Source organism: Sorangium sp. So ce295 (assembly GCF_051527405.1).
GTDB classification, from domain to species: Bacteria; Myxococcota_A; Polyangia; order Polyangiales; family Polyangiaceae; genus Sorangium; species Sorangium cellulosum_B.
The window spans coordinates 8379033-8401271 of record NZ_CP150324.1 but is presented as its reverse complement, the minus strand read 5'-3'; the positions used below and the strand labels follow the sequence as shown (position 1 = coordinate 8401271).

The 22239-nt window shown below is 70.6% G+C and carries 13 protein-coding genes and 1 pseudogene; 7 read left to right on the top strand and 7 right to left on the bottom strand.

What is annotated here, in order from left to right:
* The first annotated feature begins 61 nt into the window (after positions 1–61).
* The 4 genes from WMF11_RS31605 (at position 62) to WMF11_RS31590 (ending at position 2199) form a co-directional block, all read left to right on the top strand.
* A complete protein-coding gene (locus WMF11_RS31605) occupies positions 62–739 on the top strand; it encodes a hypothetical protein (protein WP_437973394.1) in 678 nt (225 codons plus the stop codon).
* Positions 740–904: 165 nt separating this feature from the next.
* Positions 905–1561 (top strand): FMN-binding negative transcriptional regulator, encoded by a 657-nt coding sequence (locus WMF11_RS31600; RefSeq protein WP_437973393.1) that lies wholly within the window; start codon positions 905–907, stop codon positions 1559–1561.
* A gap of 211 nt (positions 1562–1772) precedes the next feature.
* Positions 1773–1982 (top strand): hypothetical protein, encoded by a 210-nt coding sequence (locus WMF11_RS31595; RefSeq protein ID WP_437973392.1) that lies wholly within the window; start codon positions 1773–1775, stop codon positions 1980–1982.
* Positions 1983–2031: 49 nt separating this feature from the next.
* Positions 2032–2199 carry a hypothetical protein gene (locus WMF11_RS31590; protein ID WP_437973391.1) on the top strand — a complete coding sequence of 56 codons (168 nt, stop codon included), beginning with the start codon at positions 2032–2034 and terminating at the stop codon, positions 2197–2199.
* Between the two features lie 205 nt (positions 2200–2404).
* On the opposite strand, the gene WMF11_RS31585 is transcribed toward WMF11_RS31590, so the two are convergent.
* From WMF11_RS31585 to WMF11_RS31565, 5 genes and pseudogenes are all read right to left on the bottom strand, one after another.
* Entirely contained in the window at positions 2405–2746 is a 342-nt protein-coding gene (locus tag WMF11_RS31585) for a hypothetical protein (protein WP_437973390.1), read from the bottom strand.
* Positions 2747–2748: 2 nt separating this feature from the next.
* Positions 2749–3096: a hypothetical protein gene (locus tag WMF11_RS31580; protein WP_437973389.1), complete on the bottom strand. Its 348-nt coding sequence runs from the start codon at positions 3094–3096 to the stop codon at positions 2749–2751.
* 361 nt (positions 3097–3457) lie between these two features.
* Positions 3458–4115 (bottom strand): annotated as a pseudogene (locus tag WMF11_RS31575) (TIGR03619 family F420-dependent LLM class oxidoreductase); the annotation flags it as partial.
* Positions 4116–4217: 102 nt separating this feature from the next.
* Positions 4218–4850 carry a glutathione S-transferase family protein gene (locus WMF11_RS31570; RefSeq protein WP_437973388.1) on the bottom strand — a complete coding sequence of 211 codons (633 nt, stop codon included), beginning with the start codon at positions 4848–4850 and terminating at the stop codon, positions 4218–4220.
* Positions 4851–5977: 1127 nt separating this feature from the next.
* Positions 5978–12046, bottom strand: a complete 6069-nt coding sequence (locus tag WMF11_RS31565; RefSeq protein ID WP_437973387.1) for an AAA family ATPase — start codon at positions 12044–12046, stop codon at positions 5978–5980.
* Between the two features lie 769 nt (positions 12047–12815).
* Here WMF11_RS31565 and WMF11_RS31560 point away from each other — a divergent pair.
* Positions 12816–14384, top strand: coding sequence for an FAD-dependent monooxygenase (locus tag WMF11_RS31560; protein ID WP_437973386.1), 1569 nt, complete (start codon positions 12816–12818; stop codon positions 14382–14384).
* A gap of 497 nt (positions 14385–14881) precedes the next feature.
* Here the strand turns inward: WMF11_RS31560 and WMF11_RS31555 are convergent, their stop codons facing one another.
* The gene (locus tag WMF11_RS31555) at positions 14882–15895 is read right to left on the bottom strand and encodes an RCC1 domain-containing protein (protein ID WP_437973385.1); all 1014 of its coding nucleotides are present in this window, start codon (positions 15893–15895) and stop codon (positions 14882–14884) included.
* Between WMF11_RS31555 and WMF11_RS31550 the strand changes: the two genes are divergently transcribed.
* A complete protein-coding gene (locus WMF11_RS31550; protein WP_437973384.1) occupies positions 15887–16279 on the top strand; it encodes a hypothetical protein in 393 nt (130 codons plus the stop codon). The genes WMF11_RS31555 and WMF11_RS31550 overlap by 9 nt on opposite strands.
* A 163-nt stretch (positions 16280–16442) precedes the next feature.
* On the opposite strand, the gene WMF11_RS31545 is transcribed toward WMF11_RS31550, so the two are convergent.
* Positions 16443–17936 (bottom strand): serine/threonine-protein kinase, encoded by a 1494-nt coding sequence (locus tag WMF11_RS31545; RefSeq protein ID WP_437973383.1) that lies wholly within the window; start codon positions 17934–17936, stop codon positions 16443–16445.
* Between the two features lie 138 nt (positions 17937–18074).
* Between WMF11_RS31545 and WMF11_RS31540 the strand changes: the two genes are divergently transcribed.
* Positions 18075–22064 carry a protein kinase domain-containing protein gene (locus WMF11_RS31540; protein ID WP_437973382.1) on the top strand — a complete coding sequence of 1330 codons (3990 nt, stop codon included), beginning with the start codon at positions 18075–18077 and terminating at the stop codon, positions 22062–22064.
* Positions 22065–22239 lie beyond the last annotated feature (175 nt).

The window sequence follows — 22239 nt, the reverse complement described above, 5'->3', positions numbered from 1 at the left end:
GGTCGTGGGATCTCGGCCGCGAGGTGGTAGTAGGATGGCGCCCGATCACGAGGAGGCACCCATGAAGGCCGCGGCCGCGCTGGTGAAGGACATTCGCGAAGAGCTCCAGAGCATCGACGATCAGCTGAGGGCTCACCCCTATCCGGACGCCATCGAACGGGGGGAGGTCACGGCCCTTGGATTGAGGGCCTTCCCGGGCCACCAGCACCACGTGGTGCTCAGCGATCTGCGCTCGATGGCGATGATGCTCCAGCGCTTCGGGGACACGCCCTGGCGCGATTTCTGGAGTGGTGTCCTCCAGGGCGAGCTCGTGGCGCCGGACGGGATCGCTGCCATGGGCCGGAAGCTCGGCATGACGAAGGAGGACCTGGATCGGTACGAGGTCACCGCGGAGGGGTTCGCGTATGCCGTTCAGATGGCCTGGGCGGCGGCCAACGCCTCGGCGGCCGAGATCGCGTGCGCCCTGCTCATCAACTTCCCAGCCTGGGGGTTCAACTGCGGCAGGATGGGGAAGGCGCTCCGCGACCGGTACGGCTTCGGCCCGGAGCACACCGCCTTCCTGGACGCGTTCGCGGCCCTGCCATCGTTCGAGGACACCGCGGTCGCCATCGTGCAGGACGGGCTCGACCGCGGCGTGGAGCCCCGGGCGATCCGCCGCACGACCAGGCTATTTCAGGCGTATGAGAAGATGTTCTGGGACGCGATGATGGCGCTGGGAGCACAGAAGGCGCGCGGCTAGCTAGCGTCGCCCTTCCTCGCGCTCACACCCGTACTTCTCGCGGATCTCGGCCGCCATCCCATCAGACCCTCCGCGGACCAGTGCTTGATCGTGCCGGTGCTCACACCGACGGCGCGGTCGGGTCGACAAGGGCGGCCGGCGCGGGCGGTGGTACACATTGCCGTCATGACGACGACGGCCGCGCCGCGATCCATCTATCTCCCCAGAGCCTTCGAGGCACCCGACCTCGCCGACCTCCACGATCTCATCGACGCACACTCCTTCGGCATGCTCATCGCGCCCGGGGAGGACGGCGTGCCCATGATCGCGCACCTGCCGTTCCTTCTGGAGCGCGACAGCGGCCCTCACGGCACCTTGCTCGCGCACGTCGCGCGGGCCAACCCGATCCGGCGCGCGCTCGACGGGAGCACGCCGGTCCTGGCCGTCTTCCGCGGGTCGCACGGGTACATCTCGCCCCGGTGGTACGCCTCGCGCGACGACGTGCCGACCTGGAACTACGCCGTCGTCCACGCGCACGGCGCGCCGCGGGCCATCGAGGACCACGACGCGCTCCTCGCGCTGCTCGCGCGCCTCTCCGACGTGAACGAGCGCGGGCAGCCCGAGCCCTGGAGCGTCGCGGAGCTCTCGCGGGAAAAGCGATCCGCGCTGCTCCCCGCGATCGTCGGCTTCTCGATGGAGATCACGCGGATCGAGGCGAAGCTCAAGCTCTCGCAGAACCGCCGCCCCGAGGATCGCGACGGCGCCATCGCCGGGCTGCGCGCGCAGGGCACGCCCGACGACCTCGCGCTCGCGGAGGCGATGGAGCGCGCCCGCCCCCGCTGAGCGGTCAGCCTTCGCGCGCTTGCGACCTCCTCGCGGGGGCCCTTCCAGCCCGCCGCGCTCACGGCGGAGCGGCGCTCGACGTGAGGCGGCGCTTCCTCGAAGCGCGCCCGGGCAGCCCCCACGCCGGCCGCATCGAAGCGGGCGCCGGGATCTACGCGCGACGAATTTGTGATCGCGGGGACGGAACCCGGAGATCGTACGGCGGGAGGCCTTGCTTGGGCCGAACGTCGAATGCGCGGGGTCGGTCAGGTCATCCGCGGCGAGGGAGGCGCTGCTGCGTTGCGTGCTGCAACCCCCGATCGCAAACGAGCGCGTCGAGCCGCAGCAGGACGTCCTGGTGCGGCTGTCGCTCAAGCGCGCCTTCGCTGACGGGACTGTCGCGGTGGACATGGATCCGTTCTCGCTGTTGTGCCGCCGATGACGCCGCTCCGAAAAGCAAGCGTGGGGGCTATCGACCGTAAGCCGAGATCTTGCGCCGCACATTTGCGATCGATGTCCTCGAGTGCCCAGCTTGCAAGGGGCGGATGAAGTTCGTCGCCATGGTGACCGAGCCAAGGAACATCGCCCGCTTCCTCTCCGCGCTCGGCGAGCCGACCGATGTTCCAGCACGCTCTCCCAACCGAGGACCGCCGTACTGAAAGAGCACCGTTCTGCGCCGCAAGGCGCCCGGTGACGCCGCATAGCGTCTCGCGACTCGCCTCCCGGGCCAGACCAACGCCCGGACGGACACGTGTGCCCACGGCACGCCGATGCGCCCCTTAGCGCGCTCGGCGCCGCCCGCACCACGCGAGATCGTAAATAGAGTGCGGGTTGGCTTGAAGCGTAGCCCGCCCTGCAAAGCTGCTATATTTTTCTTCGAAGCTCCAGCTCTTTCAGCTCTGCTTGGATCTGGACAGTAATCTTTTCAGAATAACAATATCTTTCGTCTGATAGTATTTTATGAGTGGCCTTTATGGCTAACTCTAAATCACTATCAAGATGTTCAATGGGCCAGATGTAGACGCGGCAAAACTGCAAAACACAATAAACCGCAGCCCTCAGCAAGGCAGTGTTTTCGCCGCAAGCGTCTTCCTGTTCACAAAGAAGCAGGGTTGCTCTTATTTGGTCGGGAAAGCGCGTGAGATGCATTAGATTGGCGAACCAATCTGCTGCCCTGTCGTTATCCCAGGGATTCGTGTCCCACATCGTTAGGCTGCGAGACTTTCAATGTTTTTGAAAAGATCGTCCGCGGAAAGCTTGATTTCTTCCCTGAATTGCTTTGGGATCTTTTTGTGGCAGCGTTCATACCAATCGTAAAAAGTAGTTTTGATGTCGGGTATATTTAAGCTGAGTACACGGAGCTCTGCCATGTCTGGGTACTTCTTGGCAAGGTAGAGGAATATGTCCAGGTGCACCAGCAGCGGCTGAGCTGCTCTGTCAGCCGTTTTCATCCACTCCGTGATCTCCTTGATTTGTTCAATTGCTAAATTAAAATAACGTGCGGGCTCCAGGTCTGCCGACTCATTGCCATTAGGTGCTGCGCTGAAAATTCTCATAATAAAATTTCTTTAACTATGATTTACATGTAGGGACAGCTTTCGGAGCGTCCAGCTTGGGCCCGTGTATTGGCGGATTTTGTGATTCTACATCTCGATGCCTCTGCCTTCGTTTTTTTTTTTGTCAATCAGGACCGATTTGTCAATTGATCCTCAATGGAATAAGTCGCTTTGAGCTTACTAACACTTTCTTCTAGAAATGCCAATCGGGTTAGCACGCCGATGCGCCCCCGTGGCGCGCTCGGCGCCGCCCGGACCACGCTCTTTCGACCCAGGACCGAGCCATCACGACGCTCGCGGTCCCACCCTTTCGGTTTGCTGCGCTACCCTTCCTCGCGCTGCGATCCGGCTTGATTTGCCTACGCACGGCGCGCTCGAAGGCGCGGTGGAGGTCCGGCACCGCCGCTGCCACGCCCGCGCCCCCGATGGGCAGCCAGCCGTCGGCGTACTCGGCGATGTGCTCGAAGAGGCGCGGCGGCGGGGCGCCGCCGATAAGGATGGGGGGGACGCGGGCGCTGCACCGGCTTGGGCCAGGCCCACGAGGGCGGGAGGTGGACGAGCTCGCCCTCGAAGGAGGCGACCTCGTCGCTCCACAGGCGCTGCATGGCGAGGATTTGCTCGCGCACCAGCGCCCGGCGGCGGCGGAAGTCGACGCCGCGGTTGGTCGCCTCGTCCTCGTTCCAGCCGGCGCCGATGCCGAAGTCGAAGCGACCGCCCGAGACGAAATCGAGCGTGGCGACCTCCTTCGCCGTGACGATCGGGTCGCGCTGGGCGACGAGGCAGATGCCGGTGCCGAGGCGGATGCGCGCGGTCACGGCGGCCGCCGCCGGGAGCGCGACGAAGGGATCGAGCGTGCGCCTGTATTCATCGGGGAGCTCGCCACCGGCGGGGTAAGGCGTGCGTCGGCTCACCGGGATGTGGGTGTGCTCGGGGAGATAGAGCGAGTCGAAGCCGCGCGCCTCTACGGCGCGCGCCAGCTCTACGATGCCGATACCGCGATCGATGACGAAGTGGGTAATGCGCGCAGCGCATAGGCTCTCTTACCACGTCGCCGTAGCGCACAGCGCAGGAAGAGGAAGCGGCGCTCGCCGAGGCGCTCCGCTTCAATCCTTCAGGGCGCGCTAAGCCCCAGGCATCTTGAGGCCGCGCTCGTCCATCACGGCTTTGTTGCGCGCCTCGCTCTTCGCGTACGCCGGGCGGGCTTTGACCCGCTCGGCATATCCGGTGAAGCTCGGGCGCGGCTCGAGCATCTTGAAGTCGAGCATGTACGCGATGGTGCCGCCGAAGATGACGTCGGCCATCGAGAACTCCTTGCCGAGGACGAAGTCACGGCCAGAGATGGCCGATTCCATCGTCGCGATCATGTCGTCGTAGTTGCCCCAACCGGCGGAGCCGGCGCGGAACTCCCAGTTGCCGGCCCTGGCCATCGAGCCGGGCTCGATGACCGAGGGGGCGAAGAGCGACCAGCGAAAATACGTGCCGCGCGCCGCGTCGTCGAGCTTCGGCGCGAGGCGGCCCGGGGCATAACGATCCGCGAGATAGAGGCCGATCGCCGCGGATTCGGTGACGACGGTGTCGCCGTCGACGAGCAAGGGCAGCTTGCCCATCGGATTGAGCTTCGTGACGTCCTCCTTCTTCTGGTCGCCGGCCATGATGTCGACGAACTTGAGCTCGTACTCGACGCCGACTTCCTCGAGCATCCACACAGTGTTGGCGGCGCGCGAAAACGGGTGGTGGTAAAGAACGATGGCCATGGTGGTGTCTCTTTCTCCGTTCGTCTCCGCCTGTCGGTCGGCGGCGCGGCGGAGGCTACCAGAGGCCGGCCCCGTTGGGCGCGGTGCCAGGTACAGCAGATTTGAATTCCTCTGCCCGCCGCGTTCATGGCTCCCGCCTCGCTTCGTTCAGGCGGCCCCCTGGATGGGATGAGGCAGCCCAAGCGGCGCCTGGACCCATGATGCCAACCACACCGGTGATGCTGCGGGCCCTTGACCACGGGCGACGCGGCGGCGGAGGGCGCCCCGATGGGCGGCTCCGGAGCCTCCCTCGGCGGCGAAACAGGCGGAAGCTACGAGAATCGCTGCTGTTTTCGGCGGACGCTCGTCATCGGCCGTTTTTCCTGGCGGGACGATCTCGCGGGGGCGAACCGTTGCGATCGGTCGCTTTCCCCGAGATTTCAAGGGAGCGTGACGACGGATCGCCCCCCTTCGGAAGCCATCGTCCCAACGCGGGCCCAACGAATAGGCGTTTGCAGGACCGCGCCCGAGCAGCTCCCGCCGACCGACCCGTCGCCTCGGGCCGCCGTGGTCGCCTCACTCGGCAGCACGCTGAGCCGCGTCGTCGCCCTCGGGGATGAGGAGGCGGCCCGGATCATTCACGAGGCGATTGGTCGGCTGCTCGGCCTGCCGCCAGCACCGGGGAGGTGAGCAAGCTTGCGCCGATAGTCGCGCCGGCCGCTAGCCTGGAATTGCCGCCGAGGTCTTACAGCTCGCCGGTGCCCGCAGGCATCGCTGGGGAGGGAGCGTGCTCTCGGCGCCACCCTCCTCGGCAGTGGCGCGGGCGCGGAGGTCAAGGAGCACGGCTGCAGTGTCCAGGGCCACGAGGAACTCGTGCGAGCGCGGCGGCTCCCGGGGCGTACAAATGTAGAAAGTAGGGCTTGAGCACCGAACAGGTTGAAAGTTGTTTGGATTCAATGAGTTGCGATGCCCAGCCGAGCTGCCAGGAAGCAAGCTCCAAGGGCAAGGAATGCGGACAGAGAGAAACCGCAAGGGGCGCAAGGGGCGCAAGGGACCAGAGACGAAATATTCATTTTCCTTCCCCTTGCGCCCCTTGCGGTTTCTCTTCCATTCTGTTGATTCCTCGGGACTCCAGCGTGATCGGTGCGCTAGGCCGGCGCGACACCGCGCTCCTCCGCCTCCGGCGGGTTCAGCGGGAGCTCCACCACGAACGCCGCGCCGGCACCCGGCTTACTCTCCACCCGGATGGATCCGCCGTGCGACGCCACGATCGAGCGTGCGATGTAGAGCCCGAGGCCGAGGCCGCCGAAGTTGCGCACCGACACCGCGCGCTCGAAGCGCTCGAAGATCCTGCCCTGATCGGCCGCCCCGATCCCGATCCCTTCATCCCGGATGATGAGCAGCGCGCGATCGGCCTGCCGCCGCGCGCCGACGAGAATAGGCCTGCCTGCGCCGTACTTCATCGCGTTCGATAGGAGATTGATAATGACCTGCTCTATGCGAGACGGATCCCAGCACCCGACCACGGGCTCCTCCAGCTCGAGCTGCGTCCGGCAGTGGGACGCCGCGAGCTGCGGGCGCATCCGCTCGACGACCTCGCGCGCCAGCGCCGCCAGATCGACCGGCGCCCGCGCGAGCGTCAGCCGCCCGGCGTTCAGCCGCGTGACGTCGAGCAGCTCGTCGACCAGGCGCCCGAGCCTCGACGTCTGGCGACCGAGGATCTGGAACATCGCCTCGATCCGCTCCGGGGGGACGTCCGCGAACGAGCGGCGGCGCAGCAGGCGCTCGCCCCTCTGCACCTGCATCTGCAGCGTGGTCAGCGGGGTCTTGAGCTCGTGGGAGGCGACGACGAGGAACTCGTCCCGCCGCTGGATCGCCTCCTGGGCCTCGGTGTACAGGCGGGCGTTGTCGAGCACGAGCGCCGCGCGGCACCCCAGCTCCTCGGCCAGCCGCAGCTCAATGGGGCCATAAGGGCGCTCGGGCGCGGTCGCCAGCAGGGTCATGACGCCGAAGTACCGGTCGCGCGCGGCCAGCGGAACCCGCAGGAACTCATGAACGCCGAGCTGCTCCCAGAGAGGCCTGACCCGCGGGTCGAGCGAACGCACCTGCTGCAGCAGCGGCGTGACGCGGCCCTCTTCGCCCTCGGATCCGGCCGGCGACGCCTCCGCCAGAACGCGCAGCGCGTTCTGCAGCGCTTCCAGCTGCTCGCCGGGCACCCCGGCAGCGACCGTCCAGCCCGGCGTCCTGCCCTCGAAGAGCACCTCGATGACGCACTGATCCGAGAGCTCCGGCACCGGGAGCTGCGCCACGCTCTCGAACGTCGCGCCGTAGCCCAGCGTCATCAGCTTGCAGCTCGCCTCGGCCAGGAAGCGCACGGCCTGCTCGGTCCGCTTGCGCTCGGTGATGTCGGTGGAGATGCCGCCGAGCGCGCGGGGCGCGGGCCCCTCGCCGAGAGGGAATTTGACCGACAGGAACGTGTGCGGCCCGTCCTCCAGCGGCACTTCCTCCTCCCACTCCATCGGCGCGCCCGCCTCGAGCACCTTCCGGTCGTGCTCGCGGATCATCTCGGCGACGGGAGCGGGAAAGAGCTCGGCATCGGTCCTGCCAAGGAGCTGCTCGCTCGGCACGCCCAGGAGGGTGCCTACCTGCCGGTTGGCAAGCAGGAACCGGCCCTCGCGATCTTTGAGATAGATGCCCGCCGCCGAGTTGTCGACGACGGCCTGGAGCATCTCCTGGTTGGCCTTGAGCGCCTGTTCCGCTCGCCGCCGCTCGGCGTTCTCCTGCTCCAGCTCGGCGTAGAGCAGGGCGTTCTCCAGCGAGATGGCCGACTGCGAGGCGAGCAGCTCGATGACGCTGAGCCGCCCGGGGGTGAAGGCGCCGGAGACGAGGTTGTTCTCCAAGTAGAGCAGGCCGAGCAGCCGGGCCTCGCGCAGGATCGGGAGGCACAGCACCGATTTCGGGCGCTTGCGCCGGAAATACTCGTCCTCCATGAAGGGGTGCCGGGCGGCGGCGTCGTCGAGCAGCACGCGCTCGTGGCTCCGGCGAACGTAGTTGAGGACGGCCTCTGGCAGCGCGGCCGACTGCGCCTCGTCCGCATCGAGCAGCCGCACCGCGCCCCCTGGCGTCTCGATCGCCGCAGCCCACAGGCGATTTTCCCGGACCAGGAGGACACAGCCTTCCTCGGCGCCCGCGTGCTCGACCACGAGGCGAAGCAGCGTCTCGAGCAGGCGCGGGATCTTGAGCTCGCCGGAGATGCTCTGCGAGGCCTTGACCACCGGCAGGACGTCGAACTGCTCGGCCCGTACGGCGAAGGTGACGGTGGGGGCGATCGGCTTGCGCGGGGCGAGGTGGGGGTAGCGCTGATCGAGCTGCTCCACCTTGGCGTGGGCGCCCCACGTGACGTAGGCGGCGCGGGCCTCTCGCAGGTGGGCGCCTTCGGACGTGGAGAGGCCGCGCGCGCGGTAGAACCGAGCGGCGAGCTCGCAGGCGATGGCCTCGTGCTGGACGAAGCCGCCCTGCCGCGTCGCCGCGATGGCCTGCTCGTAGAGCCCGATGGCCTCCAGGTCCTGCCCACGGAGCCGGGCGATCTCGGCGCGGACCAAGGCGTGCTTGTGGAGGAAGTTGTCGGGGCCGCTCCTGGCCCACTCGCCGAGCTGCCGCTCGCATTCGAGGAGCCGCTCAGGGAGCGCCTGCGGCGGGGAGGCCTCGTGCGGCTCGTTGAAGAGGGCCGCGAGCGCGAGCGCGAGATAGTAGAAGTTCTCGGCGATGAGCGGGTACGGCGCGATCCTGAAGGGGTGCTCGACCATCACGCGGGTCGCCGCCGCGGACGCCTCTCTGGGAGAGCCGAGGACGGAGAGCGCCTGCGCCTTCAAGCTGTAATAGAGAGCGCGAACGCCCTGCAGATCCCCCTCCTCCAGCTGCGCCTCGAAGGCCGGCGGATCCAGATCGGACCCGTCCAGCATCGAGAAGCGGACCGGTCTCCCGCGCAGCGTCTGGATCATGGCGTGGTCGCTGAGGAGGGCGATGTGCGCGAACGCGTAACCGGCCCTGCGCACGAAGCCGAGGCGCTCGTCGACCTCGCGGAGCACGTCCTCCAGCGGCTCGCCAGAGAGCAGCCGGAACACCGCGGCCCAGAGGCAGCTGAAGCACGCGTTGTTCAGATCGCCGGACTCGACCGCGGCGCTGAAGCCGGCGCGCGTGTACGGATACGTCTCTCTGTAGTGGCGTGTCCAGAAGACGACATGCTGTCCGAAGAGGTTGAACACCACCGATTTCGTGGTGAGGAGGCCGCTCCTATCCGCCAGGTCGTGGCCGAGCTTGCCGAACCGATAGGCCTCCTGGTATCGCCCGAACCTCGGGCCGATCACCCTCGCGAAGGCAGTGTACGCATACGCGGAGCTCTCGGCGCTGCCGTGGCGCAGGCTGAGCTTGACCATGCGCAGGACGACGAGGACGTGCAGGTCCGGGTCCACGAAGACCGCTGGGAGGACCATACGCTGCAGCACGTCCATCGTGATCTCGATCTCCGGGTCCGTCATGGGGGGCAGATGGATCAGGTCCTCGATGACGCGGTCGCCCAGGGCCTGCCAGACGCTCTCGGTCTCCCTGTCAATCTGTGCGCCGGCGGGGTGGAGCGGCAGATCGATGTCGCAGGCGCGGAGCCACGCGAGGCCAATCTCCACCGCGCGGGCGTATTGCCCGCGGGTCTGGTAGAAGGCAACGGCGAGCTCGACGGCGGCGGCCGTCTCGCGCCGGGTCCTCGCGCGCTCCATGAGCTCTTTCAGGAGCCGCTCGGCCTCGTCGAAGCCGCCGGTGATGTACGCGGAGTGCGCGCGCTCGAAGGTCAGCTCGAAGGTCAGCTCGTGCTGCGTCTCCCAGGAGCCCAGCGCGAGCAGCGAGAGGCCCGCGGCGAAGAGCGCGGCGGCGGTCTGGAAGGCCGCCGCCGCCTTGGCCTTCCTGCCGGCGCGGAGGTTCAGCGCCGCGACCTCGTCCCGCTCCGCCTGGGAATGCATGAGCGCGGCGCCGCGGTTGAGGTGGCCGACGAGATCGAAGAGCGCCTCGTCGCGCTCCTCCGCGCGCTGCGCCCTGAGGAGCAGCCGCCCGATCCCCAGGTGCATCTCGGCGAGCTGTCCCGCCGAGATGAGGGAGGTTGCGGCCTGCTGTACCCGGTCATGGAGGAATCGATAGGCCGAGCCCCGGCGGAGCAGCAGCCCCTCCCGCACGGCCTCCTCGAGCGCGTCGCGGAGCTCCGCCGCCGGACGGCCCGCGACCACCGCGAGGGTGTCGAGGTCCAGGCTGCTGCCGAGGCACGCGGCGAGCGTGAGCGCGTCCCGCGTCGGGGCCGAGAGCCGCCTGAGCTTGCCCGCCATCAGCTCGCCGACGTTGTCGGTGAACCCCTTGTCGCGGATCGCGGCGATGTCCCACCGCCACCTGCCCTGCTCCGCGTCGAAGGCGATGAGCCCCTCCTGGTGCAGCGCGATCAGGAACTGGAGCACGAAGAACGGGTTGCCGCCGGTCTTCTCGTAGACCAGCCGCGCGAGCGGCTCGACCTGCTCTGCGGGCGCGTGCGGCGCGTGGACAGTCTCGGCGACGAGCGCCCCGACGTGGGCCGCGGAGAGCGGATCGAGGACGAGCTCGGAGACGGTGGCGCCGCGCTTCCGCGCCTCCGCCAGCGTGAGCCGCAGCGGGTGTGCGGGGCCGACCTCGTTGTCGCGGTATGCGCCGATCAGCAGCAGGTGCGCGGGCCCGGCGTAGGTGGCGAGCTGCTCGAGCAGCTGGAGGCTGGCCGCGTCGGCCCACTGCAGATCGTCGAGGAAGAGCGCCACGGGGTGCTCCTTCTGGGCGCACGCCGCGACGACGCGCTGAAGCGTCGCGAGCAGCCGGCTCTGCGCCTCGGCGGGCGGCAGCTCGGGCACGGGCGGCTGCGGGCCAAGGAGCAGCCCGAGCTCGGGGAGCACGTCAACGAGCAGCCTGCCGTGCGAGCCAAGGGCCTCCCGGAAGCGCTGTCTCCAGCGCTCGACCTGCTCCTCGCTCGCGCAGAGGATCTCCTGCAAAAGCGCCCGGAACGCCTGATGGAAAGCGCGGTAGGGGACGTCCCTCGCGGTTTGATCGAACTTGCCGGCGAGGAAGAACCCCCGCTCCCTCACGATCGGCCGGTGCAGCTCGGCGACCAGCGACGACTTCCCGATGCCCGAGTAGCCCGACACCAGCACCAGCTCTGGCCGGCCCTGCGCCACCACCCGCTCGAACACGGCGAGGAGCGCCTCCACCTCGCGCTCGCGCCCGTATAGCCGCTGCGGCACCTGGAACCGGTCGGAGACGTCGCGCTCCCCGAGCGCGAAGGGCGGAATGGCGCCGCTCGTCCGCCACCTCGCGAAGCACTCGTCCAGATCGTGCCGCAGGCCGGCCGCGCTCTGGTAACGCTCCTCGGCGGCCTTGGAGAGCAGCTTGAGCACGACCTCCGACAGGAGCGGGGGAATCGACGAGACGAGCGCGTGCGGCGGGACCGGCTTCTGGGCGATGTGGCAATAGACCCACTCGACGGGATCACTGGCCCGGAACGGCAGAGCGCCCGTCAGCATCTCGTAGAAGACGACGCCGAGGGAGTAGAGATCGGTCCGCTCGTCGATCCAGCGGTTCATCCGGCCTGTCTGCTCCGGGGCCATGTAGGCCAGGGTCCCCTCGATGAGTCCGACGTGCTCGAGATGCTGGAGCTCGCGGGGTATCCGGGACGCAATCCCCAGGTCGGTGATCTTCACCTCGCCGGTGGCGGGGTTGAGGAGCACGTTCTGAGGCTTGATGTCCTTGTGGACGACGCCGTGTCGATGCAGCGCGCGGAGCGCCTCGGCCAAGCGGACGGCGACGGGAAAGAAGCGCTCGAGAGGTAGAGGTATCGGCCAGTCCTGGAGCCGATCGAGCGACACGCCGCCGAAATCCTCCAGGACGAGCGCCGGCTGATCGCCGAGCGTTCCGAGCGCATAGGGCTTGACGATGGCCGTGGTCTCGAGCGCCCGGGCGACCTCGTACTCGTGGCGCAGCCGCTCGAGGGCGCGAGGGCTCGCGTGATCGCGCCGGAGGACCTTGAGCACCACGGGAAGGCCGTCGTCTTCGCGCACACCCCGGTAAAGAAGGGTGTCTGAACCCTCGTAGAGGACCTCGATAATGGCGTAACGGGACGAAGCCCCTGGATCGGAGTAGACGGGAATGGTGGTGTCCACAGGAGCCCTACTACGGGAATGTGCGATGGATGCTGCCATAGTCGGCGCGCGTCGCCATCGCTTTGAGCGGGCGAGGCGCCGAACATCGTCCATTTCCCCATCTTACGCCCGCGGATCCCCAGCGCACACGCCGCCACCCACACCGCGGCCCCCTGTCTATGGCATCGCGGCAGGATCTGCCCCGCACGCTGGCTCGCAAACGCCGTCGCCGTCCACCACTCGACCGAGCTCTCATGCAGCAGCGCGCGGAAGCGCTCGATCGTCGCCTTCGTGGACGGTGCCCAATGCATGGCCCGGAGGATCAACGACAAGGTCAAGAACGCGGGCGGCGGAACCTCAATCCACCCATTGGGAACACGGAGTGGGGAGCTTGATGATGCATAGTGAGCGGACCGGGTTGTGTCCGGCAACGTCCCGATGAGGCAGCCGCGCCGTGTCACCCAGGCACGAGGCGGCGCGACACCTCCGGCTGTGCGCCCGCCGCGCCCCTCCAGGCGCCCCCGCCCCCCCCGGGAAGGCGGCGACTGCCGCCGGAGTTGGACGGCTCTACCCTACGGCGCTGGACAGCATCGGGGCCTGGCGGCGCAGAGCCGATCCGTGAGACTTTCCGTGGGGGAGGTCACAAGAGGCGACGAGCTAGATAGACCTGGTCCGGCGGCCTCGGCTGACCAATCGACGGATAGCTGGACAGACTCACATCTTCTCAGTGCCTTCTGTGTCCCGATAGCTGATCGGTGTTTGTACGTGGTACTCGATGGATTCATAGCCGATGGACAAGCAGGTCGATGTCGTGGTTGTAGGCGCCGGGCCGGTCGGGCTCCTGCTCGCGATCGAGCTCAAGCTGGGCGGCGCCGGTGTGATGGTGCTCGAGCGGCTCACTGCGCCAAGCGTCGCCCTGAAGGGGACTGCAGTCGGACCGCTCGGCGTGGAGGCGCTCCAGCGCCGGAGCATGGGCCCAGCGCTCGCCGAGGCGGAGGATCGCCACTTCGCGGCCATGGGACCGGTGGGCGTAGAGAGGCGGGCGCAGGCACACAGGTCCAGGGGGCATTTCGCCCTTCTCCCTCTCCGATCAGAAGCAGCGGGCGAGCCCGAACGCCGCATGCTCTGGGGGAACCAGCAGGGCGTGGAGGCGATCCTGGGCGCGCGGGCGGCCGCGCTCGGCATAGAGGTACGGCGCGGGTGCGAGGTCACGGGCTTGGACCAGCATGACGATGGCGTCGCGCTCCACTGGGCTTGCCCGGACGGGTCGGAGCATGCGCGCTGCGCTTGGCTGGTCGGATGTGACGGAGGGCGCAGTTCGATCCGCAAGATGGCCGGATTTGCCTTCCCCGGTACGCCGCCGAGCCAATTCATGTACCAGGCCGTGCTCGACCTCGACCACCCCGAGCGCCTGCCGCGCGGGTCGACCCGCACGCCGGAGGGCGTCGTCATGAACGGACCTCGGCCTCGCTGGCTTGCGATGCACGACTTCAGCGGTCCGCCGGCTGATCGCAATGCGCCCGTGACGCGCGAGGAGATCGAAGGCGTGCTGCGCCGAATCAGCGGCGCGGATGTCCGCGTGACGGCGATGGAGCAGGCGAATCGCTTCACGGACAGCGCACGTCTGGTCGACACGTACCGCCGGGATCGCGTCCTGCTCGCGGGTGATGCGGCGCACATCCATTCGCCTTTGGGCGGCCAGGGGCTGAGCCTTGGGCTGGTCGACGCGGCCAACCTCGGCTGGAAGCTCGCCGCCGTCGTTCGCGGCGACAAGCCGGACAGCCTGCTCGACAGCTACACGTCCGAGCGGCGACCGGTGGCCGAGGCCGTGCTGGCCAACACGCTCGCCCAGGTCGCGCTCACGCGGTCCGACCCGCAGTCGAACGCAATGCGGCAGATCTTCGCGAAGCTGATGGAGATCGACGCCGTGAATGGCCATCTCGACGGACTGACGAGCGGTCTGGCCACGCGCTACGACCTCGGCGCCGAGCGAGACCTGGTCGGACGCCTCACCGGCGATCGCCCGGTCGGCCGCGCCGACGCTCGAACATCGCTGTTCGCGGAGATGGCGGAAGGCGAAGGCATATTGCTCGACGCGTCTCCTGACGGGCACGCGGCCGGTCTCGCCGCTGGGTTCACGCGGGTGCGCTGCTTACCGGCCGACCCAGGCCCGTCGATGCTGATCCGCCCCGACGGGTGCATTGCTTGGGCCGGCGACGTGGGAGAGGTCGAGGGGTTAGTGGACGCGCTTGAGCGCTGGTTCGCGTCCGCCGCTCCCCGGCCAGGCGGCTTCCAGGAACGGCCATGCTTGGCCGGGCCATCGTCCTCCGCGCCGTCGCGATCGGAGCAGCGAACGTAGCCGACGACGATGTCACCATTGACGGTCAGAACGTCACTGGCCGTCTGCCGGTCTCGGTCGTCGCGCGCTCGCTGCCCTCGTTCTCGATCGCTCGCCGCTGCCCAACGGATCGTTGCAGCTGACGTGGGCGCGCAACGCTCCGCGACCGGGGAAGCCCCATCCGTGCGCCCACGCAGCTGAACTCCAGCGTTGGGCCGGCAGAGTGCGGGGACGCAGGCACGAGCCCGACACAGGCGGCAGCGCATCGAAGGGCCCGGCCACGGAGCGGCGAGCGAAGGAGACTCGTTCGGCGCTCTGCCGCCAGGCCAGGCGCCGACCCCGATCGGTGATGCCGCAGGCCCTTCACCGCGGGCGATGCGGCGGCGGAGGGCGCTCCGTTGGGCCACACCGGAGCCGCCTTCGGCGGCGAAACAGGCGGAAGCTACGAAAATCGCACCTGTTCCCGGCCGCCGCTCGTCATCGACCGATATTTCTGGCGGGATTTCTGACGCGCGGAATCAGTCCCTCGGTTCCCACGGGATCTGGATGCGCACTGGAGTCGCCTCGAACGACGCACCCGGGCCGCGGCCGAGCTGGCCGTGCGTGTCGAGCCCCCAGCAGTAGACGTCGTTCGCGCCGGTGAGCGCGCACGCGTGGCCGTTGCCGAGGGCGACCGAGGCCGCGTTCACCACGCCGGAGACCAACCGCGGTATGGGCGCGCAATCTGGAGACCCCGGCCAGCACTCCCCGGCGCTCGCCGGGCTCGTGCGCGACGGGGTTCCCCAGCAGTACACGACGCCGGGCGGCGCCACCGCGCACGCATGCTCGTAGTACGCCGCGACGTGCTTCGCATAGGGGATCTCCACCCGCACTGGCTGCGTGGCGCAACGCCCGTTTCCTGGGCACCACTCGGGGGAATCCTTGCCATCGACGCCCCAGCCGAGGCCGCCGAACTGGTTCTGGCCCCAGCAGAACAGCTGCTGGATGCTGTCGATGCCGCAGGTGAAGTCGTGGCCCGCGGCGAGCTGCACGAAGCCGACCAGGGCGTCGTCGCGCGTGATCGGCCGGGACGCGACGACGTCCAGGCTCGTGCCCAGCCCGAGCTGACCCACGCCGTTGTCGCCATAACAAGCGACGTTGCTCACCGGATCCTGCCCGCGCGCGGGCGCGAACAGGACGCACGCATGGCCGTACCCCGTCGCCACGGAGAGCGCATGGAACCCCGCGGCGTCCACCCGCGGCGCCGCACCCCAGCACTGGACGTCTCCGTCCGGCGCCAGCACGGCGCAGGCGTGGTGCCGGCCCGCGGCGAGGCCGACGGCCCCCGTGACCGGCGCCTGCACCGGGACGGCGCTGCAAGGATAGCCGAGGCCAGGACAGTCGGCGGTCGGCACGCCGAGCTGGCCATGGTAGTTCATGCCCCAGCACCAGACGGTGCCGTCCAGCCGCCGCGCGCACATCGCGAGGTCGCCGATGGCGAGCTCCACCACGCCGTCGAGGTCGGGGATCCAGGTCGGGGTCGAGTGATCCACGAAGCTCCCCAGCCCGAGCTGCCCCGTTTCGGCGCTGCCCCAGCATGCGACGTGACCGTGAATGCCCACGACGCAGGTGTTGTCGCCACCGGCCACGAGACGCATTTCTTGCGGGGGAAACGGGGCGGTCTCACCGTCCGGCTCGGGTTCTGGCTCTGGCTCTGGCTCGGGTTCTGGCTCTGGCTCTGGCTCGGGTTCTGGCTCTGGCTCGGTGACCGTAGCGCCGGCATCACCGGGATCGGCGACGGGCGAGGATCCACCATCGCCGGTGGGGGGCGATCCGCCGTCGATCAGCGGCGGATCGCCGGGCCCGATCTCGACCGTGGTGCCACACGAGGCCGCGCTCAGGGCGAGCGCGGTAGCGACCGTAATCAAGGCGAATGACGAGGTGCTCATCCTCGCGAGGATGCTGCTCGATCTGCGCGCTGGACCTTAATCCTGCCTTAATCCGGGTGCGCCAGCGCTTCGCTGCCTCCCGCGCCGCCGCCCGCCGGGGAGCGCCGCGTCGGGGCCGCCTCGGCGCGGGCGCCGAAGGTTGCGCCCGCTGTTAAGAGTCCAGCACCCGGAGCAGCGCGCTCGACCCCGGCGAGACGGGCGCGGGGTGCGCGGTGACGCCGAGCCCGTCGAGCAGGGCGGGCGACGCGAAGAGCCCCTCCGCCGCTCCCTCGGGCACCCACCCGGAGAGCTCCAGCAAGTCGCCGCCCGTCAGCGTGCCTTCGCCGCTCGCCTGGAGCTCGCCGACGTGCACGCAGAGGCGGACGTGCACCCGCCGGTCGCGCCCCGCGCGCACCTCGAGCCGCCGCTTCAGCGACAGCGCCGCGCCGAGCGCATCGCGGCGCGCGGCCTGGTCGCGCGCCGGATCGAGGGGCCGGTCGGCCGTGACCAGCGCGGTCGTGCCCGTCTCGACCGCGGTCGAGAACCCCGCGTTCGTGAGCTCGGAGAGCGCGAAGGGCAGGACGGACTCGAAGTCGTCGAGCAGCTCCGGCGTCGGCTCATCGAGCGCGCCCGGGTCGGCCTGCACCTCCACGTGGATGCCGATGGCCGATCGCCGCGGCGCCGCGGCCGCCCCGCCCGCCGCCCGCGGCGCCGCGACGGCCGCGCGCAGCTCGGTGAGCAGCTGCCCCGCCGACGGCTGGCGCTCGGCCGGGTCCTTGCTGAGCGCCCGCAGCACCACGTCGTCGAGCGACGGGCTCACGCGCGCCTGCGCGCTCGGGCGGGGCGGGCTCGCGAAGAGGTGGAGCTGGCGCAGCACCGGGAACGACGCGCCGGCGAACGGCGGCTCTCCTGTGAGCATCGCGTACGCCAGCGCGCCGAGCGCGTAGACGTCCGTCCGCGCGTCGACGGGGCGGCCCGTGAGCTGCTCGGGCGACATGCTGGAGGGCGAGCCCAGGACGTGCCGCGACGTGGTCAGCGCGGGCCCGGGCGCGTCGAGCAGCTTCGCCACGCCGAAATCGAGCAGGACCACGCGGGGGCCGCGCTTCTGCATGTCGCCCGAGCACAGGAAGACGTTGGACGGCTTCACGTCGCGGTGCACGATCGCCTGCGCGTGGGCCGCGTCGAGCGCGCTGCAGAGCGGCCCGAGGAGGGCGAGCGCCTCCTCCAGCGGGAGCCGGCCGCGGGCCTCGAGGTGCCTCTCCAGGCTGACGCCGTCGAGCAGCTCCATGACGAAGTAGGGGCGGCCATCCTCGAGCCTGCCGACGTCGAGCACCTCGACCACGTTCGGGTGCCGCACCCGCTGCATCACCACCACCTCGCGCTCGAAGCGGAGGCACACGTCAGGGTGCAGCGCGAGCTCGGCGTGCAGGACCTTGATCGCCGCACTCGTGCCGCGCGTCGCGTGCTCGCCGCGGTAGACGACGCCGAAGCCGCCCTCGCCGAGGACGCTCTGGAGCACATAGTCTCCGGCGCGCGAGGGCACCTCGGCGCTGCGCCGGCCACCCGCGGTGGATTCCTCCCCGGCCGAGAGGGTGACCGTCTCGTCGGTGGGGCTCACCACCCCGCGCGGCGCGCTGGGGATGGTGTCGTCATCGACGTGTACCATGCTAGTCCGCGACGATAGCATAGGCATGGTGCGCGCTCGCGGGCGCGCCTGCGCGCCTTGCGTCAGCGCGCCCGCGCGCCTGCGTCAGAGAGAGGCCGAGTGCATCGCTGTCCTTTGTGTCACCGGCGTCGCGAGGGCGTGGCGCCGTGCCCCTTCGACGGATGGACGCCGCCGCCCGGCGAGCCCTCCGCGCCCGCTCCGCCGAGCGTCCCCGGTGTCTCGCTCGGCGAGCGCCTGGGGCAGGGCGGTTTCGCCATCGTGTGGGCGGGGGTCTCGGACGAGGACGGCGCCCCGGTCGCCGTCAAGGTCGGCATGTCCACCACGCCGATGCTGGACGAGCGCTTCCGCCGGGAGGCCGACGCGCTCGAGCGCATCGGCCCGCCGCACGTGGCGCGATTCCACAGGTGCGGTCGGCTCGACGATGGTCGCCCCTACCTCGTGATGGAGCGGCTGTTCGGCCGCACCCTCGCCTCGGAGCTCGCCGGCCTCGCCGCCCCGCCCGATCCGGGCTGGGTCGCGGCGCGGGCCGACGCCGTGCTCGCCGCGCTCGAGGCCGCTCACAGCAGGGGCGCGATCCACAGGGATCTGAAGCCGGAGAACCTCTTCATCGAGCGCCGCTCCGCGGCGGCGGACGAGCGGGTCGTGCTGCTCGACTTCGGGCTCACGAAGCGCGCCGAGCGCACGCCTGGCGACGCGGCGCGCGAGGAGCTGCTCACCCGCAGCGGCGTGGTCCTGGGGACGCCCGAGTACATGGCGCCGGAGCAGTTCCGCGGCGAGGCGGTCGACGTGCGCGCCGACGTCTACGCGTTCGGCGTCATCCTCTTCGAGCTGCTCACCCTGCGGCCGCCCTTCGCCGGCGACGGCGCCTCGCTCGAGCATGCGCACCTCACGCTGCGCCCCGAGCGCCCGGGCGCGCTGGCGCCGGTGCCCGCCGCGCTCGAGGAGCTCACGCTGGCGTGCCTCGCCAAGGATCGCGAGCGCCGCCCGGCGGACGCGCCCTCGCTGCGGCGCGCCCTCGCCGCGGCGCGCGCCTCCTTCGCGCCGACCGGGGCGCCGGCCGAGCCGGGCGCGCCGCCCGCGCGCGCCGCGGCGCCGGCGGACTCGACGAGCGCCAGGCTGATCGCCGGGGGGCGGAGCTCGGTCGTGCTGCTCGTCGCCGACACGACGGCCGCGGCGTCGCCCGTCATCGCCTCCGTGACCGGCCGCAAGGGGTTCATCACGCGGCAGCGCGGCAGCCGCTACGTGGCGGTCTTCTCCGGCAAGGACGCCGATCACCCGGCGCAGGCCGCGCTCGCCGCCGCGCGCGAGCTCGCCGGGAAGCACGGGGCGCGCGCGGCGCTGCACCTCGCGTCGGTCACCCTCCGCCGCAGGGCGCGCGGCGCCGTCTCGGCGTACGGCGCCGCCGTCGAGCGACCCGAGACCTGGCTGCCGCCAGAGCCGTGGTCGGGCGTCGCCCTCTCCGCCGAGATCGAGCGCGTCCTGCCGGCGCGCGAGGACAGCGACGGCCGGCCCGCCTCGGCCGAGGCCGAGCCGTCCGTCGAGATCGAGGTCCCGCTCGCAGGCCGCGACGACGTCCTCGCGGCGATCGCGGAGAGCGCGCGCGCGGCCTTCGACGGCACGTGCCCGGCGCTGTTCACGCTGATCGGCGATACCGGGCTCGGGAAGAGCCGACTCGCGGCGGAGGCCGCCTCGGCGGCGCTCCGCTGCGACGCCGGGGCGCTCGTGGTCTCGCTCCGCGCGGCGCAGCCGCTGCTCGGCGACGCGGCGCGCGACGCGGCGGAGCTCCTCGGCCGCGTCCTCGACGCGCCCGCGGAGGCGCCGCCGGACGTCGCCGCGTTCTGCCGCGAGCGGCTCGGCGCCGCGCTCGGCGAGGCGACGTGGCCGTCGGTCGCGGCGGCGCTCGGCTGGTCGCCGCTGCCCGCGCGCGGCGCGCCCGCTTCGCTCCACCACGGCGTGGTCCAGGCGCTCGGCGAGGCGCTGCGCCGGCGCGCCCAGCGCGGGCCGGTCGCGGTGATCGTCGACGACGCGCACTGGGCGGACGACGCGCTTGTCGACGCGCTCGAGTACGCCACGCTCGACGGCTCCGGCGTCGCGCTGTGGGTGCTCGTCGCCGCGCACCCCCGCTTCGAGCAGGTCCGCCGCGCCTGGGGCGCGCGCACCCAGCGGCACGACCGCGCGGCGCTCGCGCCGCTCGACGACGCGGCGGCGATGGCGCTCGCCGCCGAGCTGCTGCGGCCGGCGGAGTACCCCCCTGCCGAGACGCGGAGCCTGCTCGCGCGCTGGGCGGGCAACAACCCGGCGTGCCTCGTGGAGCTCGTGCGCTCGCTCAAGCGGGCCGGCCTCGTGAAGCGCCGCGTGAACGCCGGCAGCCACTACGTCGCCACGGCCGAGCTCGACAACCTCCCCCCGTCGCCCGCGTGGCAATGGCTCGCGGAGCGGCGGCTCGACGCGCTCTCGCCGGAGCTCGCGGCGTGCGTCCGGCTCTGCGCGGTGCTCGGCGACTCGTTCGCCCGCGCGGAGCTCGAGCAGATCCTGGACTCGATCGCCCGGGCGGGGGAGGCCGGCACGCCCATCGACGCGGGCTACGGCCTGGGCGCCCTCGTCGAGCACAGGATCCTGGAGCGCGGCGCGGGCGAGCGATATTCGTTCCAGAGCGCCGTCTTCCAGGACGCGGTGGTCGAGCTGCTCGACCCGGCGGAGCGCGCGCAGATCCACCGGCGCGCGCTCGCGTACTTCACGGCCAGGGTGGAGGCGGAGGGGCCTCGCCCGGAGCTCCTCGCGCCGCTCGCGCGGCACGCCGGCGGGTGCGGGGCGCGGGAGGCGGCGGCGGACGCGTGCCTCACGCTCGCCGATCTCGCGTTCGCGCGGCACCGCCACGTCGAGGCGGACCGCCACTACACGGCGGCGCTCTCGTTCGCGGCGCCGGGCGACGCCCGCCGGCGGGCGCGCGCGCTGGCGGGGCGGGGCAAGAGCCGCTACCGCGTCGACCGGACGCGCGAGGCCACGGACGACCTCGCGGCCGCGCGGGCGCTGGCCGCGGAGCTCGGCGACGACGCCTCCCTCGCGGACGTGCTGCTCGAGGAGGCGGCCGCGCTCGACTGGGCGGGCGAGTTCGATCGCTCGGCCGAGCGCGTCGGGGAGGCGCGCGCGCTCGTCGACGGGTTCGGCGCGCGCTCGCGCGCGCTCGTCGACGGGTTCGGCGCGCGCTCGCGCGCGCTCGAGGGCCGCGTGCTCGTCGCCGAGGGGCGCACCTGCTTCCGGCGCGGCCGGGTCGCCGAGGCCGTCGAGCTGCTCACGCGAGGCGCCGCCGGCGCGGAGGCCGAGGGCGATTACGGGACCAGGATCGTCGCGCTCCTCCTGCTGTCGCCGGCCTTGATGTGGCTGGGAGAGCTCGACCTCTCGAACGCCCGCTTCGACGAGACGTTCGCCCTGGCGTCGTCCGCCGAGGACTGGCCTCACCTCTGCGCCGCCTGCACCTGCCGCATCCCGCTGAGGGCCATGCGGCGCGAGCTCGACCTCGCCATGGCGGACATGCGCCACGCCATCGCGCTGGCGCGCGAGCTCGGAAACCCCGTCCTGGAGCGCCACGTGACGCTGAACGCGGCGGAGCTGCTCCACGCGAGCGACCACGGGGACGAGGCGCTGGAGCTGGCCCGCCGCGCGCACGTGCTCGAGCGGCGGTTCTTCGAGCACGCCGCGCCCGAGTGCTCCCTGCTCCTTGCGCGCATCCTCGTCTCGAGGCGCTGCCACGACGAGGCGAGCCGCCACCTCTCGTGGATCGAGCGGAGCTGCCCGCCCGACCCCTCGGCGCCCTCGCTGTGGGCGTTCTACCGCGCGCTCCACCTGGTGCTCTGCGAGCAGGGCCTCCGCGCGCGCGAGCCGTCCGCGAGCGCCGATCCATGGGAGGACGTGCTGTCGCGGTGCCGTGGCGGGCTCCTGGCCATCGAGCTCGTCGAGCTGCTCTCGATGCGCGCCGAGATGGCGATCGCCGGCGGGCGGCCACGGGAGGCGGCCTGCGCTCTCCAGGAAGCGGCGGCGCGGCTCGACGAGGCGCCGGGCTTCCGCACGCGGCTCGCGCGGCTCGCGGCTCAGCTGGATCGGATGGCGGCTCCGGGCCTCAGCGGGTGAGGGGCAGCGCCTCCATCCGATGCCCCCTGGCGCCCGCCTTCGCGCCGGATCCAGATTGTAAGTATCGGATATGATTTGAAATTTTTCGTGAACGGGCGCGCCGGCGTCCCGTGCGGGAGGGGGCCGGCCGCCTGGCACGAAACCTGGAGATAGCCGGTCAGAACGCGTCGCACGC